The 24,918-nt window shown below is 62.5% G+C and carries 20 protein-coding genes; 12 read left to right on the plus strand and 8 right to left on the minus strand.

Features of this window, described 5'->3' with window-relative positions; translation table 11 throughout:
- Positions 1-41 precede the first annotated feature (41 nt).
- Positions 42-1,100 (minus strand): ABC transporter ATP-binding protein, encoded by a 1,059-nt coding sequence (locus TM49_RS06910; RefSeq protein ID WP_045684899.1) that lies wholly within the window; start codon positions 1,098-1,100, stop codon positions 42-44.
- 306 nt (positions 1,101-1,406) lie between these two features.
- Between TM49_RS06910 and TM49_RS06915 the strand changes: the two genes are divergently transcribed.
- Entirely contained in the window at positions 1,407-2,144 is a 738-nt protein-coding gene (locus tag TM49_RS06915; protein WP_045680151.1) for a GntR family transcriptional regulator, read from the plus strand.
- 67 nt (positions 2,145-2,211) lie between these two features.
- Here the strand turns inward: TM49_RS06915 and TM49_RS06920 are convergent, their stop codons facing one another.
- The 3 genes from TM49_RS06920 to TM49_RS06930 form a co-directional block, all read right to left on the minus strand.
- Positions 2,212-2,976, minus strand: coding sequence for a FadR/GntR family transcriptional regulator (locus TM49_RS06920; RefSeq protein ID WP_045680154.1), 765 nt, complete (start codon positions 2,974-2,976; stop codon positions 2,212-2,214).
- 124 nt (positions 2,977-3,100) lie between these two features.
- Complete coding sequence (locus TM49_RS06925; RefSeq protein ID WP_045680155.1) at positions 3,101-3,889, minus strand: DUF7402 domain-containing protein; 789 nt, start codon at positions 3,887-3,889, stop codon at positions 3,101-3,103.
- A 12-nt stretch (positions 3,890-3,901) separates the two neighbouring features.
- Positions 3,902-5,686: a heparinase II/III family protein gene (locus TM49_RS06930; protein ID WP_045684901.1), complete on the minus strand. Its 1,785-nt coding sequence runs from the start codon at positions 5,684-5,686 to the stop codon at positions 3,902-3,904.
- A 306-nt stretch (positions 5,687-5,992) separates the two neighbouring features.
- Between TM49_RS06930 and TM49_RS06935 the strand changes: the two genes are divergently transcribed.
- From TM49_RS06935 to galE, 10 genes are all read left to right on the plus strand, one after another.
- A complete protein-coding gene (locus TM49_RS06935) occupies positions 5,993-6,931 on the plus strand; it encodes a carbohydrate ABC transporter permease (protein WP_425283277.1) in 939 nt (312 codons plus the stop codon).
- Positions 6,932-6,943: 12 nt separating this feature from the next.
- Entirely contained in the window at positions 6,944-7,780 is an 837-nt protein-coding gene (locus tag TM49_RS06940) for a carbohydrate ABC transporter permease (RefSeq protein ID WP_045680159.1), read from the plus strand.
- A 5-nt stretch (positions 7,781-7,785) separates the two neighbouring features.
- A complete protein-coding gene (locus TM49_RS06945; RefSeq protein WP_045680160.1) occupies positions 7,786-8,961 on the plus strand; it encodes a glycoside hydrolase family 88 protein in 1,176 nt (391 codons plus the stop codon).
- Between the two features lie 22 nt (positions 8,962-8,983).
- Positions 8,984-10,093: an ABC transporter ATP-binding protein gene (locus TM49_RS06950; protein WP_045680161.1), complete on the plus strand. Its 1,110-nt coding sequence runs from the start codon at positions 8,984-8,986 to the stop codon at positions 10,091-10,093.
- Between the two features lie 37 nt (positions 10,094-10,130).
- Positions 10,131-10,859: a DUF624 domain-containing protein gene (locus TM49_RS06955; protein ID WP_052699735.1), complete on the plus strand. Its 729-nt coding sequence runs from the start codon at positions 10,131-10,133 to the stop codon at positions 10,857-10,859.
- Between the two features lie 13 nt (positions 10,860-10,872).
- Positions 10,873-12,126 carry an ABC transporter substrate-binding protein gene (locus TM49_RS06960; protein ID WP_052700021.1) on the plus strand — a complete coding sequence of 418 codons (1,254 nt, stop codon included), beginning with the start codon at positions 10,873-10,875 and terminating at the stop codon, positions 12,124-12,126.
- Positions 12,127-12,299: 173 nt separating this feature from the next.
- On the plus strand, positions 12,300-13,457 hold the full coding sequence (locus tag TM49_RS06965) for a galactokinase (RefSeq protein ID WP_045680163.1): 1,158 nt from the start codon (positions 12,300-12,302) through the stop codon (positions 13,455-13,457).
- Between the two features lie 14 nt (positions 13,458-13,471).
- Positions 13,472-14,509 carry a UDP-glucose--hexose-1-phosphate uridylyltransferase gene (locus tag TM49_RS06970; protein WP_045680165.1) on the plus strand — a complete coding sequence of 346 codons (1,038 nt, stop codon included), beginning with the start codon at positions 13,472-13,474 and terminating at the stop codon, positions 14,507-14,509.
- Positions 14,510-14,595: 86 nt separating this feature from the next.
- Entirely contained in the window at positions 14,596-17,568 is a 2,973-nt protein-coding gene (gene lacZ / locus TM49_RS06975; protein ID WP_045680166.1) for a beta-galactosidase, LacZ type, read from the plus strand.
- 19 nt (positions 17,569-17,587) lie between these two features.
- Positions 17,588-18,580, plus strand: coding sequence for a UDP-glucose 4-epimerase GalE (gene galE, locus TM49_RS06980; protein ID WP_045680167.1), 993 nt, complete (start codon positions 17,588-17,590; stop codon positions 18,578-18,580).
- Between the two features lie 512 nt (positions 18,581-19,092).
- Here the strand turns inward: galE and TM49_RS06985 are convergent.
- On the minus strand, positions 19,093-20,073 hold the full coding sequence (locus tag TM49_RS06985) for an aldo/keto reductase (protein ID WP_045680169.1): 981 nt from the start codon (positions 20,071-20,073) through the stop codon (positions 19,093-19,095).
- Positions 20,074-20,138: 65 nt separating this feature from the next.
- A complete protein-coding gene (locus TM49_RS06990) occupies positions 20,139-21,020 on the minus strand; it encodes an aldo/keto reductase (RefSeq protein ID WP_045680172.1) in 882 nt (293 codons plus the stop codon).
- A 231-nt stretch (positions 21,021-21,251) separates the two neighbouring features.
- Between TM49_RS06990 and ggt the strand changes: the two genes are divergently transcribed.
- Positions 21,252-23,051: a gamma-glutamyltransferase gene (gene ggt / locus TM49_RS06995; RefSeq protein WP_045680174.1), complete on the plus strand. Its 1,800-nt coding sequence runs from the start codon at positions 21,252-21,254 to the stop codon at positions 23,049-23,051.
- 4 nt (positions 23,052-23,055) lie between these two features.
- Here ggt and rhaM read toward each other — a convergent pair whose 3' ends face one another.
- Positions 23,056-23,370 carry an L-rhamnose mutarotase gene (gene rhaM, locus TM49_RS07000; protein WP_045680176.1) on the minus strand — a complete coding sequence of 105 codons (315 nt, stop codon included), beginning with the start codon at positions 23,368-23,370 and terminating at the stop codon, positions 23,056-23,058.
- Positions 23,371-23,390: 20 nt separating this feature from the next.
- The gene (gene rhaI, locus TM49_RS07005) at positions 23,391-24,677 is read right to left on the minus strand and encodes an L-rhamnose catabolism isomerase (RefSeq protein ID WP_045680178.1); all 1,287 of its coding nucleotides are present in this window, start codon (positions 24,675-24,677) and stop codon (positions 23,391-23,393) included.
- Between the last annotated feature and the right edge of the window lie 241 nt (positions 24,678-24,918).

Raw genomic sequence — 24,918 nt, forward strand, 5'->3', positions numbered from 1 at the left:
TCCCCTGGTAGTCTCGCGGGCGGCCCCGCCTGATCTGAAGATCAGGCGACGCGCTGGCCGCTCGCCTTTTCGAAGAGGTGCAGAGCCTGCGCCTTCGCCGTCACCGTCACGCGCTGATCGGCATCGAAATATTCGCTCGGCGGCACGCGCACCGTCACCTGCTCGCCATTGGCGAGGCGGACATAGACGTAGCTGTCGTCGCCGAGATATTCGGTGTAGATGACCTCGCCGGCAAAGCCCTCGGCCGCACCGGGCGTGATTGCCAGCGCATCCGGCCGGGCGCCGATGGTGAGCGCTGTGGCCGGCGCGGCCTCGGGGGCGACGATCGCGCCCGTTCCGGCGATGCCAAGCTTTCCGCCGGCACTCTCGACATCGAGCAGCGACATCTTCGGCGAACCGATGAAGGTCGCAACGAAGGTATTGGCGGGGGTCTCGAACAGTTCGCGCGGCGTGCCGACCTGCTCGATATAGCCGTTGTTCATGACGACGATCCGGTCGGCGAGCGTCATCGCCTCGACCTGGTCGTGTGTCACGTAGATCATCGTGCCGCCGATATCGTGATGCAGACGGGCGATCTCGAGGCGGACATCGGCGCGCAGCGCTGCGTCAAGGTTCGACAGCGGCTCGTCGAGCAGGAACACATCCGGCTTGCGCACGACAGCGCGGGCGATGGCGACGCGCTGGCGCTGGCCGCCGGAAAGTTCGCGGGGCTTGCGCTTCAGATATTGTTCGAGCCGCAGCATCCGCGCGGCTTCGGCGATGCGACTTTCGACCTCGGCCTTGGAAAGCCCCATCAGCCGGGCGCCGAAAGCCATGTTCTCGTAGACGTCCATGTGCGGATAAAGCGCGTAGGACTGGAACACCATCGCCGCACCGCGCTTCGACGGCGCGACATCGTTCATCACCTTGTCGTTGATCGAAAGCGTGCCGCCCGAGATCGGGTCGAGGCCGGCGATCAGGCGCAGCAATGTCGACTTTCCGCAGCCCGAGGGGCCGACGAAGATGATGAGCTCGCGGTCGCCGATCTCCAGATCGATGCCGTGCAGCACTTCCGTTTCCTTGAAGCGCTTGACGATGCCCTTGAGTGATAGACGTGCCAAAAAGCGTCCCTCGAACAATACCATTCAAATACCAATTGAAACATGACCGCTTTTTCGGAAACTGTAAAGGGTCAATTGCCGAGCGGGGTCGAAATCGTCATCGGGCGCTATCGGTCCTATTTGGGGCCGGTAGTTCGCGAAAGGGGCCCTCATCGTTGCCCGGCCTTCCGACTTGCCGGCCGATCGGCGCCACCAGACAAAGGAGACGTGGTCGGCTTGCCCTTTGGTATTTTATTGGTATTATTGGTCTCCATCAGCAAAGGGATGCTTCCGGGCGCCCGATCACGAGCAGAACGCCAGGGCGGAATGGACGCATTTTTTCAGAAACTCGATCTTGATGGCGACGGCCCGCTTTACCTTCGCCTGAAGGCTGCGCTGGCCGAGGCCATTGCGTCTGGCCGGCTGAAGCCCGGAGCGGCGCTGCCGGCCGAGCGCGACATGGCCGCGGCTCTTGGCATCAGCCGCGTGACCGTGCGGCGCGCCATCGAGGAGTTGACCCGCGAGGAGCGGATCGAGCGCCGCCAGGGCGCCGGCACCTTCGTCGCCGAACCGCTCACCCGCATCGAGCAGTCGCTGAGCCGTCTGACCTCGTTTTCCGATGACATGGCGCGGCGCGGGCTGAAGCCCGGTTCGCGCTGGATCACCCGCGGCCTGTTCAAGCCTTCGACCGAGGAGGTCATGGCGCTCGGCCTTTCGCCCGGTGCCCGGGTCGCCCGCCTTGTGAGGGTTCGGCTTGCCGATGACCGGGCGATGGCGCTGGAGCGCTCGAGCCTGCCGGAAGATATTCTTGCGGCGCCGGAAATCGTCGAGACCTCGCTTTACGACGTCCTGGCCGATGCCGGCGTGCAGCCGGCCCGTGCAATCGAGCGCATTTCCGCCTGCTGCCTGAGCGAGGCGGAGAGCCTGCTGCTCGGTATGGCGATCGGGGCTCCTGCGCTGACTGTCGAGCGGTTGGCCTATAACGGCGCCGGTCGGGTCATCGAGGTAACCCGCACGCTCTACCGGGCGGATGTCTTCGACATGGTGGCGGAGATGACGTTCTAGCGCAATTTCAGGTGACGTGCGAACCGGCTCATCGACCGGAATGGCGCGCTACCGACGCAAGGCCCGGTCAGGGCTTCACGGCATGCAGGCGCGCCATGTGGCGCAAGCGTTCGTCGCGCAGCAGGTTGCGGTAGCGTTCGAGGCTGCCCTTGAGGTGATCGCGCATCGCGTCGCGCGCGCCCTGTTCGTCGCCGCTCGAAATGGCAATGATGATCCGCTCATGCTCCTTGATCAGCAGGCTGCGATAGGCGACTTCGCCGCCCTCGTCGGTCTCGACGATCTGTCCCGTCTGCGGAATGATCGCCTTGCCCTGCATCTCCAGGAAGGTCGCAAACAGCGGATTGTTGGTGGCGCGGGCAATGGCGGTGTGGAGCCCGATATCGGCCTCGCTCCAGGCCTTGCCGTCGTGCCGGCCGGCAATGCCGGCGGCGTGGCGCTCGAAGATTTCCTCTTCCTGTGCCGGCGAACGGCGCAGCGCCGCAAGCCCGGCAGCCTCGATTTCGAGCGGCGTGCGGGCCTCGAGGATTTCGAGCGAAGTATAAATCCGTTCCTGGTCGACGCTCGGATGGGTGCGCTTGAAGGCAAAGCCGATCGGATCGAGCACGAAGACGCCGGCGCCCTGGCGCGGCTCGACGAGGCCATCGGACCTCAAAGCCGCCACTGCCTCGCGCACCACCGTGCGGGAAACGCCATGGTCCTGGGTCAGTTGCGCCTCGCTCGGCAGCTTGTCGCCGGGCTGGAAGGTGCCGTCGAGTATGGAGCGCCTCAGGGCCTCGCTAACCTTCGAGACCAGCGTTCCCGTCGAATTGCGGCTGGCTGTCTGCGTTGCCACGTTTCATCCCCTTGCCCATCAGACCATTGCGGCCACCGGCGCGTTTACCGCGCTGCGTCGAAAAATTGTATGATAAGTTGGGCTGAAATGCAATACAAGGTTCAGTATTCCCCATACAGGCGTTCTATGCCTCCTGGCCCCAGACCTCTATTTGCGTCAGCGCCGGGAAGGGGGAAGGGTCGTCGGCCTTGATGAGCCTTTCGAGCCGCAGCCACTCGATCGTGCGGGGGGCAAAGGCGAAGCGCTGGGCCGCCCCGGTCTTCGTCAGCGGCAGGGTTTCCCTCGTTCCGTCACTGAAGGCAATGTCCGCCGCCGTCCACCAGGCGTCGTGGGGAAAGTCGGCGCGGGTGACGAGTGCGACGGCCCCGACGGTCACGGGTCGGCCGAAGGTCAGCGTGAAGGTCGCCTCCGGATCGGAGTTGATGCCCCAGCTGGTATAGGGCCAGAAGCCGTGATTGTCGTTGGCGCTCTCGCCGTCAATGGCGTTGCGGGCGGCAAAGGCTGCCTCGCCACGGGTCTCGACGCTGGCCGAGGCGTGCGGAAACAGGGCCTGGTTCTCGTTGTGGTCGAACGGGTTGAGGGCCAGGTTTCGGGTCGCCCCAATACTGTCGGGAAGCGCCGCGCAGGCTGCGAGGCGGTGTCGCTCGCCGGCAAAGGCGGTGGGCGCGTAGACGGTCCTGGCGTCGCCTTGCGGCACGGGCAGACAGAACCGTCCCTCCTTCATGTAAAGCGTCGCCGGTGGCAGGGCATTGTCGAGGCTGAGCGTCAGGAACGCGCCCGGCATATCGGTTTCGACGACGATGCTGTCGCCCGCTTCATAGGCCGCATCGAAGACCAGCGACAGGGCGTCGCGGCCTTGCTTGCGGGCCCGGACCGCTCCGGTCTTGTCCAGAACCGAAAGGGCAATTTCCATCAGTGTCTCCCGTCAGTTAATCGTGAGCCTGAGCGTGTCGCCGCCCAGGGGGATGAGAACGCGGTAAAGGGTGTCCGGCCATGCGGCCCGAAGGCGCGGGTCGGCAATCGGCGCGGCTTCCATGGTGAGTGGGCCTGCGCCGTCGATTGCGATGGCGCCGGTGCCTTCGACCACGATGCGGTCTGGCTCCAGCGCCGGCATTTCGGCAAACATCAGCGACAGCGTCGCCGGCTTTTTGCCGGAGAAGCTGTCGGTGATTTCGATGCCCTTGCCCTTGATGAAGACGACGGCGCGACGGTAGGTTTCGACCTCCGCCTCGGCCGGATAGGCGCCGGCGAGCTCCATCGAGATCGACGCTGCTTCCGGGGTGAGCGCAACGGCGACATCGCTTGCCGCAAAGGTCGCCCCATCCTTCTGCATCACGCCGCCGAAGGTCGGCAGGTTGTGCCAGGCTGATTGCATGGTCCAGATTTCATAGCGTCGGGCAGAGAAGGTCTTGGCCGTATAGCTCTCGACGCCGACATCGACGACGAAGGGCTTGCCGTTCCTGTAGAGCGTGAAGCTGCCGGTATCGTTGTGGTTATGGCTGTCGCCATTGTCGCCGGCCTTCACCGCCAGCGCATACTGCCCGTCGCGGGCGACCATCAGTCCGATGCTCGGAAAGAAATGGTCGTCCGGGACGGGGCGCGGTCTGCCCTGGGAGGCGAGTTCGGCGGCGCTCATGGCGCCCTGCAGGCGGTAGAAAAGGTTGATCTCGTCCGGCTGATCGGGGGCGGGATCGGCGCGCCAGTCGGCGGCCGCGAAATCGGCGAGCAGATCGGAGCCGACCGCCTTGCCGAACAGATATTCGCGGGCGCCGCAGAAGCCGGCGCGAGCGGAGGAATCGGCGAAATTGAAATAGCGGTCGCCGGCAACATGCATGTAGGGAATGAACTCCGCGATGTTGCGAATCTTGTCTTCCTTCCACAGCGGCGCGAAGGCGTCCGGCGCCACATCCGCCAGGATATTCAAAGCGTTGAATAGGCAGAGGCCGGCGTGGCGATAGTAGAGCACGCCCTCCTCGCAGGCGCCGTCCTCGCCGTAATCCTTGAGGAAGCAATCGAGGCTGCCGGCGGCCTTTTCGACCACGGCGCGGCGGGTTTTGGCGTCGAAGGGGCGGAGGAAGACGGTGAGCAGCACATTCTGCGTGCACCAGGCCGTCCAGTTGTTCATCGGCTCGTCGCCATTGCCCATCCACCAGAAGTGTTCGGTGAGGTAGGGCGTGATGATGCGGTGGTGGATCTCGTCGTCGAGCCGTTCCGCGATCATCGGCGTGACCGCATTCATCCGGTCTTCGAAAAGGTAGAGAAGGGCTGCGAGTTGCGCACCGGTCTCGGCGGCGAAAAGGTCGACAACCGGGCGCTTCGGGTCCGGCAGCGGCAGCACCGGTGTGTCGCGGATATAGGTGTTGTGGGCGGGAAGCTGCCAGCCGCTCTCCTCGGCAAGCAGCAGCGCGCCGTCAATGATGCGGGTGATATAGCGGCCGTTGCCCTCGACGCACTCGCCGAGCGCCAGCGCATTCAGCATCCGGCGGCGCTGCATGTAGAGCGCCTCGAAGCCTACACGGTCGCCCCTTTTGGTAAAGGCGAGGTAGTCGGAAGCTGTCATCACGGGCCAGGTGGCAGGGCATTCCTGCACCCCCCTGGTCAGGCGCGCTGCAAAATCCGCCGGCAGCGACGTCCAGCGCTCGCGATCGCGCCATGGCGGCGTGAAGTCGCCGAGAGCAGCAGGCAGAGCCTTGAGACGCTCGCGAAACATTTTCTCCTCCCTGACGCAACGCTTGTTGAAAAGCATATGACAACGTTGCGACCATGCAGCAAATCACTGTGCTGAGCGGGGCTCTCGGTCGCAGTCGTGCTCGCCTGCAGCGCCAAAATCACTCCACTCGAGCCATCACCTAGCATATATGTCGGATGAATTTTAGTGGAAAAAATACATTTTATGAGACTTGTATTATATGTCGACCGACGATAGGATGCCCAAAAATCGCGGAAGGTCTGCCTTTCCGTGGGTGAGCATTCCCGGGTTGTCGCCAAGGGCGGCCCGATGGACTGGGAGGATAATGTGGCAGTGAGTAGCCTGGAGCTCGAAGGCAAGCCGAGGAAGAAGCGTCGCGTGCTGTCCAAAAGGCAGCAGAAGCTGCGCGCCAATCTCGTCGCCTATTCGTTCATCGCTCCCAATTTTCTCGGCTTCGCAGTGTTCACGCTGGGGCCCATCATCTTCGCTTTCGCTCTTGCCTTCATGCATTGGGATGGCTCGAACCCGATCGAATTCGCCGGGCTCGACAATTTCTTCGAGCTGTTCCGGGATCGCCCCTTCCAGGCGGCGTTCTGGAACACCATCGTCTACACCCTGTTCTCCGTGCCGTTGACCATGGCCTGCTCGCTCGGGCTCGCCATGCTGCTGAACAAGAAGCTGTTCGGCCGCAATTTCTTCCGCGCGGCGATGTTCTTTCCCTATGTCGCCTCGCTGGTCGCGGCCGCGGTCGTCTGGAACATGCTGTTCAACCCGGAAATGGGTCCGGTCAACATGATCCTCTACACCATGGGGGTCGATCCGAAGAACCTGCCTGGCTGGGCGGCCGACAAGGACTGGGCGATGGTCACCATCATCCTGTTCGGTATCTGGAAGCAGGCCGGTTATTTCATGGTCATCTATCTGGCGGGCCTTCAGGGTGTGAACCGCGAGCTCTATGAAGCCGCCGATCTCGATGGTGCCAATGCCTGGCAGAAATTCTGGAACGTGACGCTGCCGCAGCTCGCGCCCACCACCTTCTTCGTCTCGGTGATGCTGACGATCAACTCCTTCAAGGTGTTCGATCAGGTCTACATGATCACGCAAGGCGGTCCCGGAACCTCGACGCTGGTGCTGGTCTACCACATCTACAACGAGGCCTTCATCTCCTGGGATCTCGGTTATTCCAGCATGGTGGCGCTGGTTCTCTTCGTGCTGGTTCTGGCGGTCACGCTTGTCCAGTTCCGCTATTCGCGCAGCCTGGACTAAGGGGAGGACGACATGCGTATTCTCGGCCGCAAGGTAAAGCCCGGCACCATCGCCACCTATGTCCTCGTCATCGCCCTGACGGTGATCATGCTGCTGCCCTTCGTATGGATGCTGTCGGCGTCGCTGAAGCTCAACCGCGAAGTGTTCGAATTCCCGATCCACTGGATCCCGCAACATCCGCGCTGGCAGAACTATGCCGATATCTGGACGAAGATCCCGCTCGGCCTGTTCGTTTTCAATACCGCGAAGATCACGATCATGGTGACGCTGCTGCAGCTCTTCACCTCGTCGTTCGCGGCCTATGCCTTCGCCAAGCTTAAGTTCCCCTATCGCGACGTGCTGTTCCTCGGCTACATCGCCACCATCGCCATGCCCTGGCAGGTCTACATGGTGCCGCAGTTCATCCTGATGCGGGAATTCGGGCTCTATAACACCCATTGGGCGCTGATCGCGCTGCAGGCCTTCACCGCCTTCGGTGTGTTCCTGATGAAGCAGTTCTACATGTCGATCCCGGATGAACTGTGTGAGGCGGCGCGCGTCGACGGCATGAATGAATACCAGATCTGGTGGAAGATCATGCTGCCGCTGTCGAAGCCGGCGCTGTCGACGCTGACGATCTTCACCTTCGTCTTCGCCTGGAACGACTTCCTCGGCCCGATGATCTATCTCACCAAGACCGACCTCAAGACGATCCAGATCGGCCTGCGCATGTTCATCAGCCAGTACTCGGCCGAATATGGCCTGATCATGGCCGCCTCGGTGGTCGCGATCATCCCTGTTCTGCTTGTCTTCCTTGCCCTGCAGCGTTTCTTCGTCGAAGGCGTTGCCAATGCCGGACTGAAAGGCTGATCCCCATGACCGTCCACGACACCAGTTTTCCCGTCGCGCCGATCACGGATGCCGAAGTCGGCGCCGCTATCGAAGTCGCCGTGGCGCAGGTGCGCCGCAACCTGCCGGACTTCACCTACCGCCAGCAGAACCATTCGAGCGTCGGCAATTTCTATCCGGCAATCGACAATGTGCAATGGACCTGCGGCTTCTGGCCGGGCGAGATCTGGCTCTCCTACGAGCTGACCGGCGACAAGGTCTTCCAGTATGCCGCGCAGATCCAGGTGCAGAGCTTTCTCCACCGCATCGAAAACCGCATCGAGACCGACCACCACGACATGGGCTTCCTCTATTCGCCGACCTGTGTCGCGGCCTGGAAGCTCGTCGGTGACGCGGACGGGCGTAAGGCTGCCATTCTTGCTGCCGATCAGCTTATTGCCCGTTTCCACGAGGTCGGTGGCTTCATCCAGGCCTGGGGTGCGATGGGGGCTCAGGAAAACTATCGCTACATCATCGATTGCCTCCTGAACCTGCCGCTGCTCTATTGGGCCAGCCGCGAGACCGGCGATGACAAATATCGCGATATCGCCCGTATCCATGCGGCGACGACGCTTGCCAATTCCTTCCGCGAAGATGGCTCGACCTATCACACCTTCTTCATGGACCCGAAGACCGGCGGCCCGGTCAAGGGCGTGACCGTGCAGGGCTATCGCGATGATAGCGACTGGGCCCGCGGCCAGGCATGGTCGATCTACGGTCTGGCGCTCTCCTATCGCTACGACCCGAAGCCGGAATATGCGGCGATGTTCAAGCGCGCGCTCGACTTCTTCATGGCCCGCCTGCCGGCCGACATGGTTCCCTACTGGGACATGATCTTTTCCGATGGCGATGACGAACCGCGCGACAGCTCGTCCGCATCGATCGTCGCCTGCGGACTTCTGGAAATGGCCGAAATCGTCGGCGGCGAGGATGCGGAAAAATACCGCGACATCGCCCGACGGTTCGTGAAGAGCCTTGCCGAGAACTACGCCGTGAAGGATCCGGCCGTCGCCAACGGCCTCGTGCTGCACGGCACCTATTCGAAGAAGACGCCCTTTAACACCTGCACGCCGGAAGGCGTCGATGAATGCGTGTCATGGGGTGATTATTATTATCTGGAAGCGCTGACGCGGCTTTCGCGCAATTGGTCGTCCTACTGGTGACGCGCCTCGGGAGGAATGGATAATGTCCGGTATCTCGCTCAAGAAGCTTAGAAAAACCTACGGCGCGCTGACGGTCGTCCACGACATCGACCTGGAGATCGCCGACAAGGAATTCATCATCCTCGTCGGCCCGTCGGGTTGCGGCAAGTCGACGACGCTCAGGATGATCGCGGGTCTGGAGGAAATCTCCGCCGGCGAACTCTATATCGGTGACGATCTCGTCAATGACGTGCCCTCGAAAGAGCGCGACATCGCCATGGTGTTCCAGAACTATGCGCTTTACCCGCATATGACGGTCTACAAGAACATGGCTTTCGGTCTGCAGCTCAGGAAGGCGCCTGAAGCGGAGATCGAAAAGAAGGTGCGCGAGACGGCGAAGACGCTCGACATCGAGCATCTGCTGAACCGCAAGCCGAAGCAGCTTTCCGGCGGTCAGCGCCAGCGCGTGGCGCTTGGCCGCGCCATGGTGCGCAATCCGGAGGTCTTCCTGCTCGACGAGCCGCTGTCGAACCTCGATGCCAAGCTGCGCGGTTCGATGCGCACGGCGATCACCAAGCTGCACCGCCAGCTCGACTCAACCTTCATCTACGTGACCCACGATCAGGTCGAGGCCATGACCATGGCCGACCGCATTGTGGTGATGAAGGACGGCTATATCCAGCAGGTCGACACGCCGCAGGCGCTCTACGACCATCCGATCAACATGTTCGTGGCCGGCTTCATCGGCGCGCCGCAGATGAACATGCTGCCGGTGAGGGTCAAGCGCGCCGGCGACAGCTGGGTCGGTGTGTTCCACGAGACCGCGTTTCCGCTGGTGCTCGGCGACAAGGCCGATCGGCTCGTTCCCTATGAAGGCCGCGAGATCATCCTCGGCATCCGCCCGGAGAATTTCCACGAATCGCAGCCGCATGATATCGCGCCGGAATATACCTGCCCGTTCACGGCGCTGGTGGATCTGGCCGAGCCGATGGGCGCTGAAATCCATCTCAACATGACGGCGCACGGCACGGAGATGATTGCCCGGGTCTCGCCGCGCTGCACGGCCGAGGATGGCAAGTCGGTTGATCTGATCGCCGATCTCGTCAATCCGCACCTGTTCGACAAGGAAACGGAGACATCGATCCTCTACTGAGGAAACAACGACCATCGGGCGCGGGAGGCGTCTTGATATGAACTGGCTGACCAACTGGATGATGCGTGAGGGACCGGGCATTCCGAAGAATGCGCCGAAGAAGAAGGGGCTTGCCCTCTTCGCCTTCATTCTCGTCCGCGAGGCCTGGGACCTGTTCAAGCTCAACCTGCTGATCCTGGTCTTCTCCATTCCCGTGATCACCGCGCCGGCGGCCCTTGTTGCCGGCATGAGTGTCACCCGGCTGATGATCGATGACGAGAATGTCTGGCTCTGGCGCGATTTCCAGCGCGCCTTCCGCCGCCACTTCTGGGCGGCAACGCTCTGGGGGCTTGGCTTTGCCGTGGTGCTCGGGCTTTCGACCTATGCCGTCTACATCTACGGCCAGCTGGCGCGTCACGCCTTCCTCTATGTGATGCCGGTCGCCGTTGCCGTCTGCGTCATGACCTTCATTGCGATGACGGCGATCTGCCTGTTTTCGGCGATGGCCGGTTACGGGCTTTCGGGCGGGCGGCTGTTCAGAGTGGCGCTGCTTGCAGCACTCGCAAAGCCGCTGCCGGTGCTGGCGGGTCTCGCCTTCACGCTGGCGCTCTGGCTGCTGCATGTCGCCTTCTACCCGGTCACCGTCTTCATGCCGGTCATCTTCAACTTTTCCCTTGGCGCGCTGGCGATGGCCTTTGGCGCGCACAAGGCAACCGCTTTCGCTTTCGAACGTGCCGCCGGCCGTCCGGATTCGAAGATCCTGAGAACGGCGCAGATGCGCCCATAACGGAGGAGTGAACATGAAATCTGCAATCAAACTCGCGCTTCTTGCGACTGTCGGTCTGATGCCGATCGCCGCCCACGCGGAAGAAACCATCAACTGGGCGCTCTGGGACTGGGATAAGACCCCCTACTACCAGCCGCTCATCGAAGCCTTTGAAGCCAAGTATCCGGATATCAAGGTCGAGCATACTGACCTTGGCTCGAACGACTATTCGACCATGTTGATGACCCAGCTGTCCGGCGGCGGTTCCGATCTCGATGTCGTCACCATCAAGGACACGCCCGGATACGCCAACCTGATCAAGTCCAACACGCTGGTCGATCTTTCCCAGGATATTGCGGACAACGGCATCGACACGGCAGCCTATGGCGGTGTCGTGGAAGCCCTGACCGTCGATGGCAAGGTCTATGCCATGCCGTTCCGTTCCGACATCTGGATCCTGTACTACAACAAGGACATCTTCGATGCGGCCGGCGTCGACTATCCGACCAACGACATGACCTGGGACCAGTTCGCCGAAACCGCCGAGAAGATCACCTCGGGCTTCGGCGCCAACAAGAACTACGGTGCGCTGCTGCACACATGGCGTTCGGCGGTTGAAATGCCCTGCATCATGGACGGCGAGCATACGCTGATCGATGGCACCTATGAATTCCTGAAGCCGTGCTACGATCGCGCACTGAAGTTGCAGGAAGACGGCGCCATCCCGTCCTATGCCCAGCTCAAGACCTCGAATACCCATTATTCGGGTCCGTTCTTCAATGGTACCGTCGGCATGATGCCGATGGGGAGCTGGTTCGTCGCGACCCAGATCGACAAGCTGAAGTCGGGCGAGTCGCTGTCGAAGAACTGGGGTATCGCCAAGTACCCGCATATGGAAGGCGTCGAGCCCGGCACGACGGCTGCCACCATCACCGCGCTTTCCGTCGCCGCCAATTCGCAGCATCAGGATGCCGCGGAGAAGTTCGTAAACTTCGTCGCAGGTCCGGAAGGTGCCGCCATCGTTGCCCAGACCGGTTCGCTGCCGGCACTGAAGAACGATGACGTGATGGCGATCGTCACCGCCAAGGATGGCTTCCCGTCCGACGACACCAGCAAGGAGGCGCTCATTTCGCCGAAATCCTATCTCGAACTGCCGGTTGACCTCAGGGCTGCCGACATCGAGGTCGTGCTCAACCGCGCCCACGACGAGATCATGACCGACAATATCTCGGTCGAGGACGGTCTGAAGCAGATGGACGAAGGCGTTCAGCAGATCCTCAACAAGTAAACTTTTTAGCAAATGCCCCGGCCCTTGCTGGCCGGGGCACTCTCTGACTGTCGCTTAGGCGGCTTCTGCTCTTTGCCACGATGCAAAAAAATCGCTCCTTTTCTGCCAATCTTCCTTGACCTCGAGAGGCTTTCGGCCTCACATGCGCGCGTCTTTCATGAGGAGGCGTTGATATGTCTGACACCGTTCCACTGCGCGACCAGTTCATTCAGAAATTCGGCGTGGCGCCGCGGCTTTTCCGCGCGCCGGGACGTGTCAACCTTATCGGCGAGCACACCGACTACAATGACGGCTTCGTCATGCCGGCCGCGCTTGAATTCGAGGCGGAGGCGGCTGCCACCCGTCGCGACGATCGCATCATCCGCATCCATTCGCTGAACAATGGCGAGACCGCCGAATTCGATCTCGACGCGGCCGACAATGAACCGCGCCGCAATTGGACCGACTACGCCTTCGGCGTAGCGGTGATGCTGGAAGGTGCGGGAAAGAAGCTGCCGGGTGCGGAAATCATGATTTCCTCATCGGTTCCTGTGGGGTCCGGCCTGTCGTCTTCCGCCGCGCTTGAAGTGGTGGTCGGCTATACGCTGCTGTCGCTCGCCGGCGAAACCGAGATCGATACGGTCGAACTCGCCAAGCTCTGTCAGAAGGCGGAGAACGAATATGTCGGCATGCGCTGCGGCATCATGGACCAGTTCATTTCCTGCAACGGCGTTCACGACCACGCGCTGATGATCGACTGCCGCTCGCTCGAAAAGCGGCCTGTGCCCATCGATCCGAAGGCACGCATCGTTGTCGCCAATTCCATGGTGCACCACGCGCTCGCAGACGGTGAATACAACAAGCGGCGCGACAGCTGTGAAGAGGGCGTGCGGCTCCTGAAACCCGCACTCGGCGAGATTGCCGCACTGCGGGATGTCTCCTTCGAGGAGCTTGAGGAAAACCGCGATTTCCTCTCCGATGTCACCTATCGCCGCTGCCGCCATATCGTCACCGAGAACGAACGGGTCGAGCAGGCCGCCGATGCGCTCGACCGTGGCGATCTTGAGACCTTCGGGCTGCTGATGAATGCCTCCCACGCCTCGATGCGCGATGACTACGAAATCTCCTGCGAGGAAGTCGACATTCTGGTCGATATCGCCCAGGGGCAGAAGGGTGTCTTCGGCGCGCGCATGACCGGCGGCGGGTTCGGTGGTTGTATCGTGGCGCTCGTCGCCGTTGATGACGTTGATGCCTTCATTGAGAATGTGCGCGCCGCCTACAAGGAGGCGACCGGCTTCACCTCCGACATCTTCGCCTGTGCGCCGCAGGCCGGCGTCGGACCGCTTGCCTGAACGAGGAAAATGCGATGAACAGCTTTACCGACCACCCGCACCGCCGCTTCAATCCTCTCACCGGCGAATGGGTGCTGGTCTCCCCGCATCGCGCCAAGCGCCCGTGGCAGGGGCAGGTCGAGGACGATGTGCTGCCGCAGATGCTGGAGCATGATCCGGACTGCTATCTCTGCGCCCGCAACACCCGCATCAATGGTGCGGTCAATCCCGACTACAAGCACACATTCGTGTTCGAGAACGACTTCGCGGCGCTGACGCCGGATGCACCGGCTGAAAGCTTCGAGGATGGGCTGCTGAAGGCCGAGGGCGAAAGCGGCGTCTGCCGGGTCATCTGCTTCTCGCCGCGCCACGATCTGACGCTGGCGCGCATGGCGGTCGATGATATCGCCAAGGTGGTCGATACCTGGGTCGAGCAATATCAGGACCTCGGCGCCATGCCGGACATCAACCACGTCCAGATCTTCGAAAATCGCGGTGCAATGATGGGCTGTTCCAATCCCCATCCCCACGGCCAGATCTGGGCAAGCCGCAGCGTGCCGAACGAGCCCGCCAAGGAGACCGAAAACCAGCGCGCCTACTACGAAAAGAATGGCAAGCCGCTGCTGATGGCCTATCTTGAGCAGGAACTGGCACATCGTGAACGCATCCTGTTCGAGAACGCAAGCTTCGTGGTGCTGGTGCCTTACTGGGCAGTCTGGCCCTTCGAGACCATGGTTCTGCCGAAGCGCCATATCCGCTCGATGGAAGAAATGACGGCGTCCGAGCGGATGGACCTTGCCGAGGCGATGTCGAAGACGACGATCCGCTACGACAACCTGTTCCGCACCTCCTTCCCCTATTCGATGGGCTTCCACCAGCGTCCGACGGATGGCGAGGCCCATGACGAGTGGGTGATGCACGCCCATTTCTATCCGCCGCTCCTGCGCTCTGCGACGGTGAAGAAATTCATGGTTGGCTTCGAACTGCTCGGCGGCCCGCAGCGCGACCTGACAGCGGAGCAGGCAGCCGACCGGCTGCGCGGGCTTGCGGATACCCACTACCTCGCCGGCTGACCGCCGCAGGCCAGAGACATTTGGCGGACGGCGGGAGATGAGGCCGGCCGTTCGCGCAGACGCGCCAAGGGCGCAGGAGGACTTTCATGACGCCCGACATCGCCTGGCTTGCCGACTCGCGCACCTTCGCCGTCAACCGGCTTCCCGCCGTTTCCGACCATGTTGCGCGGCCGGCCGGCGATGGATCGTTGCGCCAGAGCCTCGACGGTGCCTGGGCCTTCGCGCTTGCCGAAGACGTTGCGAGCCGACCGCAGGGGTTCGAGGCCCGCGGCTTCGATGCCTCCGGCTGGGCGACGATCGAGGTGCCGGGCTACATGCAGCTTCAGGGGTTTGGCCCCAACCAGTATGTCAACACCCAGTATCCCTGGGACGGCATCGAGCATCTGCGCCCGCCGGAAGTGCCCGAGGCCAATCTGGTCGGCTCCTACATCCGCGACTTCACCTTCGCCGGCAAGAAGAGCCGCGTCATTCTCACCTTTGACGGCGTCGAGACGGCCTTCTTCGTCTGGCTGAACGGCACCTTCGTCGGCTATGCCGAGGACAGTTTTACGCCTTCGCGTTTCGATGTCACTGATCTGATCGAGGAAGGCGACAATCGCTTGGCCGTGCAGGTGTTCCAGCGCTCGTCGGCGAGCTGGATCGAGGACCAGGATTTCTGGCGGCTCACCGGCATCTCCCGCAGCGTATGGCTCGAAAACCAGCCGGCGCTGCATCTCGATGACCTGTTCGTCACCACCGATCTCAATGACGATTTCTCCTCCGCCAGCCTGCGTCTGCGGCTGAAGCTCAGCCTGCCGGGTGAGGGCGGCAAGGTGGAGGTTGCGCTTTCGGGCAGCGACGGTCTGGTGCTGGAGCCGTGGCAGTGCGAGGCCAGCGCCGAGATGGACCTCGCCTTCGATGTCGCAGGACCAGAACTCTGGAGCGCCGAGGCGCCGAACCTCTATGACCTGTCGCTGACGCTGATCGGCGCTGATGGCGAGGACTCCGAGACCGTCACCGAACGCATCGGCTTCCGTCGTTTCGAGATGATCGACAAGGTGATGCATCTGAACGGCAAGCGCATTATCTTCAACGGCGTCAACCGTCATGATTTCGATGCCAGGCGCGGCCGCGCCGTCACCTATGAGCAGATGCTCTGGGATGTGAAATTCTTCAAGCAGAACAACATCAATGCGGTGCGCACCTGCCATTATCCCAACCAGACCGTGTTCTACCGACTGTGCGACGAATACGGCATCTACCTCATCGACGAGGCCAATCTGGAAAGCCATGGTTCCTGGCAGAAGGACGGCAAGGTCGAGCCGAGCTGGGTGGTGCCGGGCGACCGCGAGGACTGGCAGGATTGCGTCACCGACCGCGCCCGCTCGATGCTGGAGCGTGACAAGAACCACCCGTCCATCCTGATCTGGTCCTGCGGCAACGAGAGCTTCGGCGGCAAGGTGATCTACGAGATGTCGCAGTTCTTCCGCGATCGCGACCCCTCGCGTCTGGTGCACTACGAAGGCGTGTTCCACGACCGGCGCTATGACGACACCTCCGACATGGAAAGCCGGATGTATGCCAAGCCGGCCGATGTCGAGACCTATCTCAACGACAATCCGCAAAAGCCCTTCATCCTGTGCGAATACATGCACGCCATGGGCAATTCCTGCGGCGGCATGCATCTCTACACCGATCTCGTCGACCAATACCGCCTCTATCAGGGCGGCTTCATCTGGGATTATATCGACCAGGCAATGGACGATGGCGACGGCAGGCTGCGGCTTGGCGGCGATTTCAGCGACCGTCCGTCCGACTATGAATTCTGCGCCGATGGCATCGTCACGGCCCGGCGCGAGCCTTCGCCCAAGGTGCAGGAGGTCAAGGCGCTCTATCAGTCATTCGACATCGCACCGTCGGCCGCGGAAGTCATCATCCGCAACAAGAACCTGTTCGTTTCAACCGCCGGCCTCTCACTCGCCGTCACGCTGCTGAAGGATGGCGCCGTGGTGTTCGAGACGGTCATGACGCCCGAGATCGCCGCCGGCGAGACCGCGACACTGCCGCTCGCGCTGCCGGAGGCGGCAGAACCCGGCGAATATGCCGTGCAGTGTGCGCTGAAGCTCGATGAAGCGACGCTCTGGGCCGAGGCGGGCCACGAGGTGGCTTTTGGCGAGCATATGTTCACGGTCGAGGGCGAGAAGCCGGCGCCGGCTCCGGTTGCGCTCACCACATCGCGTGGCGATATCAATTTCGGTGTGCGCAGTCCGGACATGTTCGCATTGTTCTCCGAACCCTTCGGCGGTCCGGTTTCGCTGAAGAAGGGCGGCCTCGAATTCCTGGCGCGACCGCCGCGCCTCACCTTCTGGCGGGCGATGACCGACAACGACCGCGGCCGCCAGCACGGTTTCGAGCATGCCGTCTGGCAGACCGCGCATCTTTACTACAAGCGCGGGCCGGTGGTGATCGCCGATGGCGATGAGCCTGTCATCCGCTACCGCTTTACGCTGCCCGGCATCACCGTTGAGCCGGAGGTGACCTATCGCGTCGGTCGCGATGGCCGCATCCACGTGACGGCCGACTTTCCCGGCGCCGAAGGCCTGCCGGAACTGCCGATCTTCGGCCTGCAGTTCTTCATGGATGCCGCTTTCGATCGCTTCCGTTACTATGGCCTCGGCCCGGACGAGAACTACCGCGATCGCCTGCGCGGCGCCCGGCTGGGCATTTTCGAGCGCACGGTCGCCGAAAACCTGTCGCCCTACGTTGTGCCGCAGGAATGCGGTAACCGCGTCGGCACTCGCTTTGCCGAGGTGACCGACGGGGAGGGCCGTGGCCTGCGGTTCGAGGCCGAGGGCGCGCCGTTCGAATTCAACGCGCTGCCGCATGGCACGATGGAGCTCGAAACCGCGACGCGTCCCTGGGAATTGCCGCCTGTCACCCGAACCGTCGTGACGATTGCGGCGAAGCAGATGGGCGTCGGCGGCGATGACAGCTGGGGTGCACCCGTGCATCCGCAATATCGGGTGGCTTCCCATCGCCCGCTTTCTCTTGCATTCTCGTTCGCGCCGGTCGGCGTCTGAAGCTTTAGGAGATTTTGAAATGGCAATACTCGTAACCGGAGGCGCTGGCTATGTCGGCAGCCACATGGCCCATGCGCTGGTCGATCGCGGCGAAAAGGTCGTGGTCCTCGATGATCTCTCCACTGGCCACCGCGAACTCGTTCCGGAAGCCGCAAAGCTCGTCCAGGGCGATATCGCCGATACCAAGATGGTGACGAAGCTGATCACCGAGGAGGGCATCAACGCGATCGCCCATTTTGCCGGTTCCATCGTCGTGTCGGACTCGGTCTCCGATCCGTTGACCTATTACGACAACAACACGGTCAAATCCCGCGCGCTCATCGCAGCCGCCGTCGAGGCCAAGATCGAGGCCTTCCTGTTCTCCTCCACCGCTGCCGTCTATGGCGAGCCGGGCGTCGATCTGCTCGACGAGGAGCAGAACCTGCAGCCCGTCTCGCCCTATGGCTGGTCGAAGCTGATGACCGAGGTGATGCTGCGCGACAGTGCCCGCGCCTATGGCCTGAAATATGCAGCGCTGCGTTATTTCAACGTTGCCGGCGCTGATCCTCAGGGCCGCACGGGCGAAACCCGCGAGCATGCCACCCACCTGATCGAGATCGCCGCCCAGGCCGCCACCGGCCGTCGCAATCGCATGCAGATCTTCGGCACGGATTACCCGACGCCGGATGGCACCTGCCTGCGCGACTATATCCACGTCACCGATCTGATCGATGCCCATGTGAAGGCGCTAATGCACCTCCTGAACGGCGGTGACAACTTCGTCGCCAACTGCGGCTACGGCCACGGCTTCTCGGTGCTGGAAGTGGTTGACGCGATCAAGCGCGTCTCCGGTGTCGATTTCCGCGTCGACCTGGCGGAGCGCCGCCCCGGCGATCCGCCGGCGCTCGTCGCCGACAATGCCCGCGTGCGCGACATTCTTGGCTGGGAGCCGAAATACGACGATCTCGATACGATCGTGAAGCATGCGCTCGCCTGGGAAGACCAACTCGTCAAGGGTCGGGTCAAGCTCTGAGCGTCGCCGCGAGCCGCAATCAATTTCCCCCCTTTTGTGGGGGGAGATGCCCCGGATGGGTAAAAGGGAGCGAACCCGTTCAGCAAGCGCGGCGTCCGCGGTTTATTCCGTCTACCGCACCTCTGCCGCTTCCGCGAAATTTCCTCCCTCGGGCGTGACATAAGCCGCGGGCGACCGATAAGGCGCTGACGGATTGTGGTCATTCCGGAAGCGATGAAATTGTCCGGTAAAAAAGAGGTGGCGGGGGCCCTTCCGTCGCACAAGGCTTTGCCCGTGCGTGTCGGTCATGCCGTGTCATCCTCCCCATGACAGGCAAAGGGCCGCCCGCGGTGTCCCTTTCGCAAGGAACACAACCTGAGATGCAAGACCTGTTAGCATGGATCGCGGATCGGATTCAACCGCCCTCGACGGGAAAAGCCGCGACCTGGCCAAATCGCGGCTTTTCATGAGGTTTTTGGCCGGAAACAAGCTTGATTCCGGAAACCGGAACGGTTGCTGCTTTTGCGCGTGGCCTATTTGAAACCCGCCACGCGGTGCGGAATATACGGGTCTTCCAGACGGGCAATCTCGTCATCGGAGAGTTTCAGCGCCAGAGCCGCCTCGGCGTCGTCGAGATGATGCGGCTTCGACGCGCCGATGATGGGGGCGGAGACGACCGGCTTGGACAGCACCCAGGCGAGCGCCACCCGCGCCATCGGCACACCGCGCTCGTTGGCAACTTCGGCGACGGCATCGACAACCTTGCGATCGGCCTCGGCGGTGTCGACGTAGAGCGTCTTGCCGAACTCGTCGGTCTCGGAACGTCCGGTGCTGGTGTCCCAGGGCCGTGTCAGCCGGCCGCGCGCCATCGGGCTCCACGGAATGACGCCGATGCCTTCGGCGGCGCAAAGCGGCAGCATTTCGCGCTCTTCCTCGCGGTAGAGCAGGTTGACGTAGTTCTGCATGGTCACGAATTTCGCCCAGCCATTGGCCTTCTGCGTGGCGAGCATGGTGGCGAACTGCCAGGCATGCATGGATGAGGCGCCGATATAGCGCGCCTTGCCGGCCTTCACCACGTCGTGGAGCGCTTCCAGCGTTTCCTCGATCGGGGTGTTATAGTCGAAACGGTGGATCTGGTAGAGGTCGACATAATCGGTACCGAGCCGGCGAAGCGAGTTGTCGATCTCCTGCATGATCGCCTTGCGCGACAGGCCGGCGCCGTTCGGCCCTTCATGCATGCGGTTCATCACCTTGGTGGCGAGAACGATCTCGTCGCGGCGGGCAAATTCCTTCAGCGCCCGGCCGACGATCTCCTCCGAAGAACCGGCGGAATAGACATTGGCGGTATCGAAGAAATTGATGCCGTCCTCCACCGCCTTGCGGATAAAGGGACGGCTTTGCTCCTCCGGCAGCGACCAGGGGTGGGTGCCGCGGTCGGGAGTGCCATAGGTCATGCAGCCAAGGCAGAGGCGGGAGACATCGAGGCCGGTGCGGCCAAGCTTGACGTATTCCATTGGGTTTCGTCCTGAATGTGAGCGTCAATGAAAAAAGCCGCCGGATGACCCGGCGGCTTCTGGTATCAGGCAGCCTTGGCGAAGGCCTTCTTGCCCTCGGCGTCAAGCGCGGCGAACTCTTCATCCGACAGCGTGATGTTGGCTGCCGCGACGTTTTCCTCCAGATGCTTGACCTTGGATGTGCCGGGGATCGGCAGCATTACCGGGCTGCGTTTCAGCACCCAGGCCAGCGCGATCTGGCTTGGTGCGGCATCGTGCTTCCTGGCGATCTCATCGAGCAGCGAACCCGGATTGGCGAGCTCGCCGGCAGCCAGCGGGAACCACGGAATGAAGCCGATATCGTTTTCAGCGCAATAGTCGAGAACGTCCTCGCTGGTGCGATCGACCAGATTGTAGCGGTTCTGAACGGTCGAAACCGGGAAGATCTTCTGTGCAGCCTTGATGTCTGCGACCGAAACCTCCGAAAGCCCTGCGTGCGAAATCAGGCCCTCGTCGAGGAACTCCTTGATCGCGCCGAACTGCTCGTCCGCCGGCACCTTGCTGTCGATGCGGTGCAGCTGCCAGAGGTCGATCTTTTCCACACCGAGATTGCGCAGGCTCTTGTGAACCTGCTGGCGCAGATATTCCGGCCGCCCGACCGGAAGCCAGACGCCGGGACCGGTGCGGGTAAGCCCGCCCTTGGTGGCGATCTTGACGGAGGGATAGGGATGCAGTGCTTCCTTGATCAGCCATTCGGAAACGTCTGGTCCATAACTGTCGGCGGTGTCGATGAAATCGACGCCGAGTTCCGGCAGCCGCTTCAGCATCGCGATCGCGCCGGCATGGTCATCCGGTTCGCCCCAGATGCCCTTGCCGGTCACCCGCATTGCGCCGAAGCCAAGCCGGTTGACGGTCAGCATGCCGCCAATGGAAAAGGTGCCCGCCTTGTCAGCCAGTTTATCAGCCATGAAGGCCTCCCATGTTTGGTGATGAAACGAGAATGCGACACGCAAAGCGCAGGCTCATGCCGGCTTTCCGTGCGCGGGAATTTTATGAATACCCTTCTGACATGGGCGGGCCGGAGGCCGGTTTCAATGCGGGGCATGGAAAATCTTTCACGACTGAAGGTCGAGCGCGTGCGGGGTTTCCCGCCCGCTCCGGTGGTGGCATAGTCACCGCGAAGCAGGAAGGAGCCACGGATGTCCAGATTTCTCGCAGCCAGCGCGTTGTTCGCGCTCATTGCCGTTTCGGCCACGGCGCAGGATGCCGCCGACAGCGTGGCGCCGGAAGCGGGAACCGCGACGGTCTTTGCCGCCGAAACCCCGGACGTGAAGGCGGCACTGGCCGCAAAGGCCGCGGGCGAGCCGGTGGAGGCCGGGCAATGGATGGTCGCGGCCGCCAATCCGCTGGCGGTCAAGGCCGGCGCGGATGTGCTGGCCGAAGGCGGCAGCGCTGCCGATGCCATGGTCGCGGTGCAGGCGGTACTGGGGCTGGTCGAGGCGCAGTCCTCGGGGCTCGGCGGCGGCGCGTTTCTGGTCTGGTATGATGCCGCAACCGACAGGCTGACGACGCTTGACGGTCGCGAGACCGCTCCGCGCGATGCCACGCCCAAGCTCTTCCTCGATGAAAACGGCGAGCCGCTGCAGTTCTACGAAGCCGTGGTCGGTGGCCGCTCCGTCGGCACGCCCGGCACGCCGCGGCTGATGGAAGCGGCCTATGCGCGCTGGGGAAAATTACCCTGGGCCGGGCTTTTCGACGATGCCATTGCCCTTGCCGAAGGCGGGTTCACCGTCTCGCCGCGCCTTGCAGGATTGATTGCAGAGGACGGCGACAGGCTCGGCCGGTTCCAGCCGACCCGCGACTATTTCTTTCCGAACGGCAAGGCGCTTGCCGCCGGCGACACGCTGACCAATGCCGCCTATGGCGCGACGCTGAGAGCGATGGCCGCCGACGGCGCGAATGCCATCTATACCGGCGACATCGCCGCCGATATCGTTGACACCGTGAAAGGGGCCGAGGGCAATCCCGGCCGCCTCTCGCTGGCCGATCTTGCCGCCTATCGCGTCATCGAGCGCGCGCCGGTCTGCGTCACCTATCACGCCTATGATGTCTGCGGCATGGGGCCGCCGTCTTCGGGCGCGCTGACTGTCGGGCAGATCCTCGGCATGGTGGCGGAAAAAGACATTGCCGGTCTCGGGCCGGACAATCCGGAAAGCTGGCGGCTGATCGGCGATGCATCGCGCCTCGCCTTTGCCGATCGCGGCCGCTACATGGCCGATATCGATTTCGTGCCGATGCCGCTGAAGGGCCTCGTCGCGCCGGAATACCTGGAGATGCGGGCAAAGCTTCTCGATGGCGAAAAGGCGCTTGAGAGCGTTGCGCCGGGCGCGCCGGGCTGGGATCATGCCATGATCGAATATGGCGATGGCACGGCGATCGAACTGCCCTCGACCACCCAGATCGTCATTGTCGATTCCGACGGCAACGCCCTGTCGATGACCTCGACCATCGAGAACGGCTTCGGCAGCCGGCTGATGACCAAGAGCGGCTTCCTGCTCAACAACGAGCTGACGGATTTCTCCTTCGAGACTCACGATGCCGATGGATATCCGATTGCCAATCGCGTCGAGCCCGGCAAGCGGCCGCGCTCGTCGATGGCGCCGACCATCGTGATGAAGGATGGCAAGCCGGTGCTGGTCATCGGTTCGCCGGGCGGCAGCAGCATCATCGGCTATGTCGCGCAGGCGGTGATAGCCTATCTTGACTGGGGCATGAATGTGCAGGAGGCGGTCTCCATGCCACATCTCCTGAATCGCTTCGGCACCTATGATGTCGAGGCGGGGACGAGCGCCGAGGACATGGTCGCGCCGCTCGAGGCGATGGGCTTCAAGGTCAAGGTCGGCGACCAGACCTCCGGCCTGCAGGCAATCGCCATCGAGGATGGCAGGCTTTACGGCGCGGCCGACCCGCGCCGCGAAGGCATCGCGCTCGGCGAATGAGGCCTCAGGGCAGGTGAAACATCTTCGTCAGCGGGACCTCGACCGGTGAATTGTCGGGCGTGGTCTCCATGACGTCGGCCATGAAATCCCACCAGCGGCGGACGACCTCGTTCTTCGGGAGGCCCTCCATCGTGTGGTCGTCATTGCGCTTCAGCACCGCGAACAGATGGTGGGTCTCCTCATCGAGCCAGATCGAATAATCGGAGACGCCGGCCTGCTTCAGAACAGTGGCAAGCTCCGGCCAGATTTCGTCATGCCGTCGCTTGTATTCCTCCGCCTGTCCGCGATTGAGGTTCATGCGGAATGCGATGGTTTCCATGGGATTTCCTCCGCCGCCACTCACACGATGCCGCCGCCGGCGCCCGTGACGGCCGGGCGTTCGCCCGCGACCTTCTGCCGGTAACCCGCCGCGCGGTAGGTCGCGATCGGATCGATGGCGCCGCCGGCATTTTTGCGGGCCATGGCGAGGATCGGGGCGACGTCGGTGCGGAAGGCATCCTTCAGCGTCTCGGACGCCATCATCGCGTCATTGTCTTCCTGGTAGCCGGTGAGCGTGGTGCGATCGACCAGAAGCGCCTGCGCATAGGCGCGGCGGACTTCGATGGCTGAGCGCATCAGGCTCTCGATCGGATCGGTGACATTGTGCGACTGGTCGAGCATATGGGCCGGGTTGAAGCCTTCCACGCCCTCGGCATCGACCAGTTCGTTGAAGACGAGGAACAGCCGGAACGGGTCGATCGAGCCGGTGTCGAGGTCGTCATCGCCATATTTGCTGTCATTGAAATGGAAGCCGCCGAGCTTGCCGAACTGGATCAGGCGGGCGACGATCATCTCGATATTGACGTTTGGCGCGTGGTGGCCGAGGTCAACGAGGCAGAAAGCCTTCGGCCCGAGTTCCTTGGCGATCAGGTAGTTCGTGCCCCAGTCCTGCACGACCGTCGAATAGAAGGCCGGTTCGAAGATCTTGTGCTCGGAAAAGATCCGCCAGTCGTCGGGAAGCGCCGCATAGACGCTCTTCATCGCGTCGAGATAGCGCTCGAACTGTCTGGTGAAATGGCTCTGGCCGGGAAAGTTGGAGCCGTCGCCGATCCACACCGTCAGCGCCTTCGAGCCGAGCGCCTTGCCGATCTCGATGCACTCGATGTTGTGGTCGATCGCCTGCTGGCGGGTTGCCGCGTCGGTGTGTGAGAGCGAGCCGTATTTGTAGGAATGGTCCTGGCCCGGCTGGTCCTGAAACGTATTGGAATTCATCGCGTCGAAGCCGAGGCCGAGGCTCTCGCCCTTCTGGCGGAGTTCGGAAAGGTCATCGACCTTGTCCCACGGAATGTGCAGCGAGACGGTTGGCGTCGCGCGGGTCAGCTGATGGATCACGGCGCAGTCCTCAAGCTTGTCGAAGATGCCGCGCGGCTCGCCGCCGCCGGGGAACCGGGCAAAGCGGGTGCCGCCGGTGCCGACGCCCCAGGAGGGCACGGCGACGCCATAGGCCGCGACCTTGGCCGTGACGTCGTCAATGGCGACACCCTGGCGGGCAAGCCGCTCGCCGAGCGTGTTGTAATCCTGCTCAAGCGCCGTCGCCCGCTTCTCGTTCTCCGCGGCCAGCACGCCGCCATCGATCATCTCTTCCATGTCTTCCTCCCGTTGCAGGCTGGGCCTGCTGAATTCGTTTCCCCAAGGTGTCTCAGTCATCAATCTCCCCCTCAAGGGGGGAGATTGGCCGTGTGGCAAGGTACGGAGGGCACACCGCTCTGCCTCTCTCTTCCGTCATGCTCGGGCTTGTCCCGAGCATCTAACCACATAGGCCGCGAGCGGAGTTTGCGGTTTGCGCCTCTAGAGCCCGCCCCTCCTGTCGTGGTGAAACGGGCTTGGA

The organism is Martelella endophytica (genome assembly GCF_000960975.1).
In the GTDB taxonomy this organism is placed as follows: domain Bacteria; phylum Pseudomonadota; class Alphaproteobacteria; order Rhizobiales; family Rhizobiaceae; genus Martelella; species Martelella endophytica.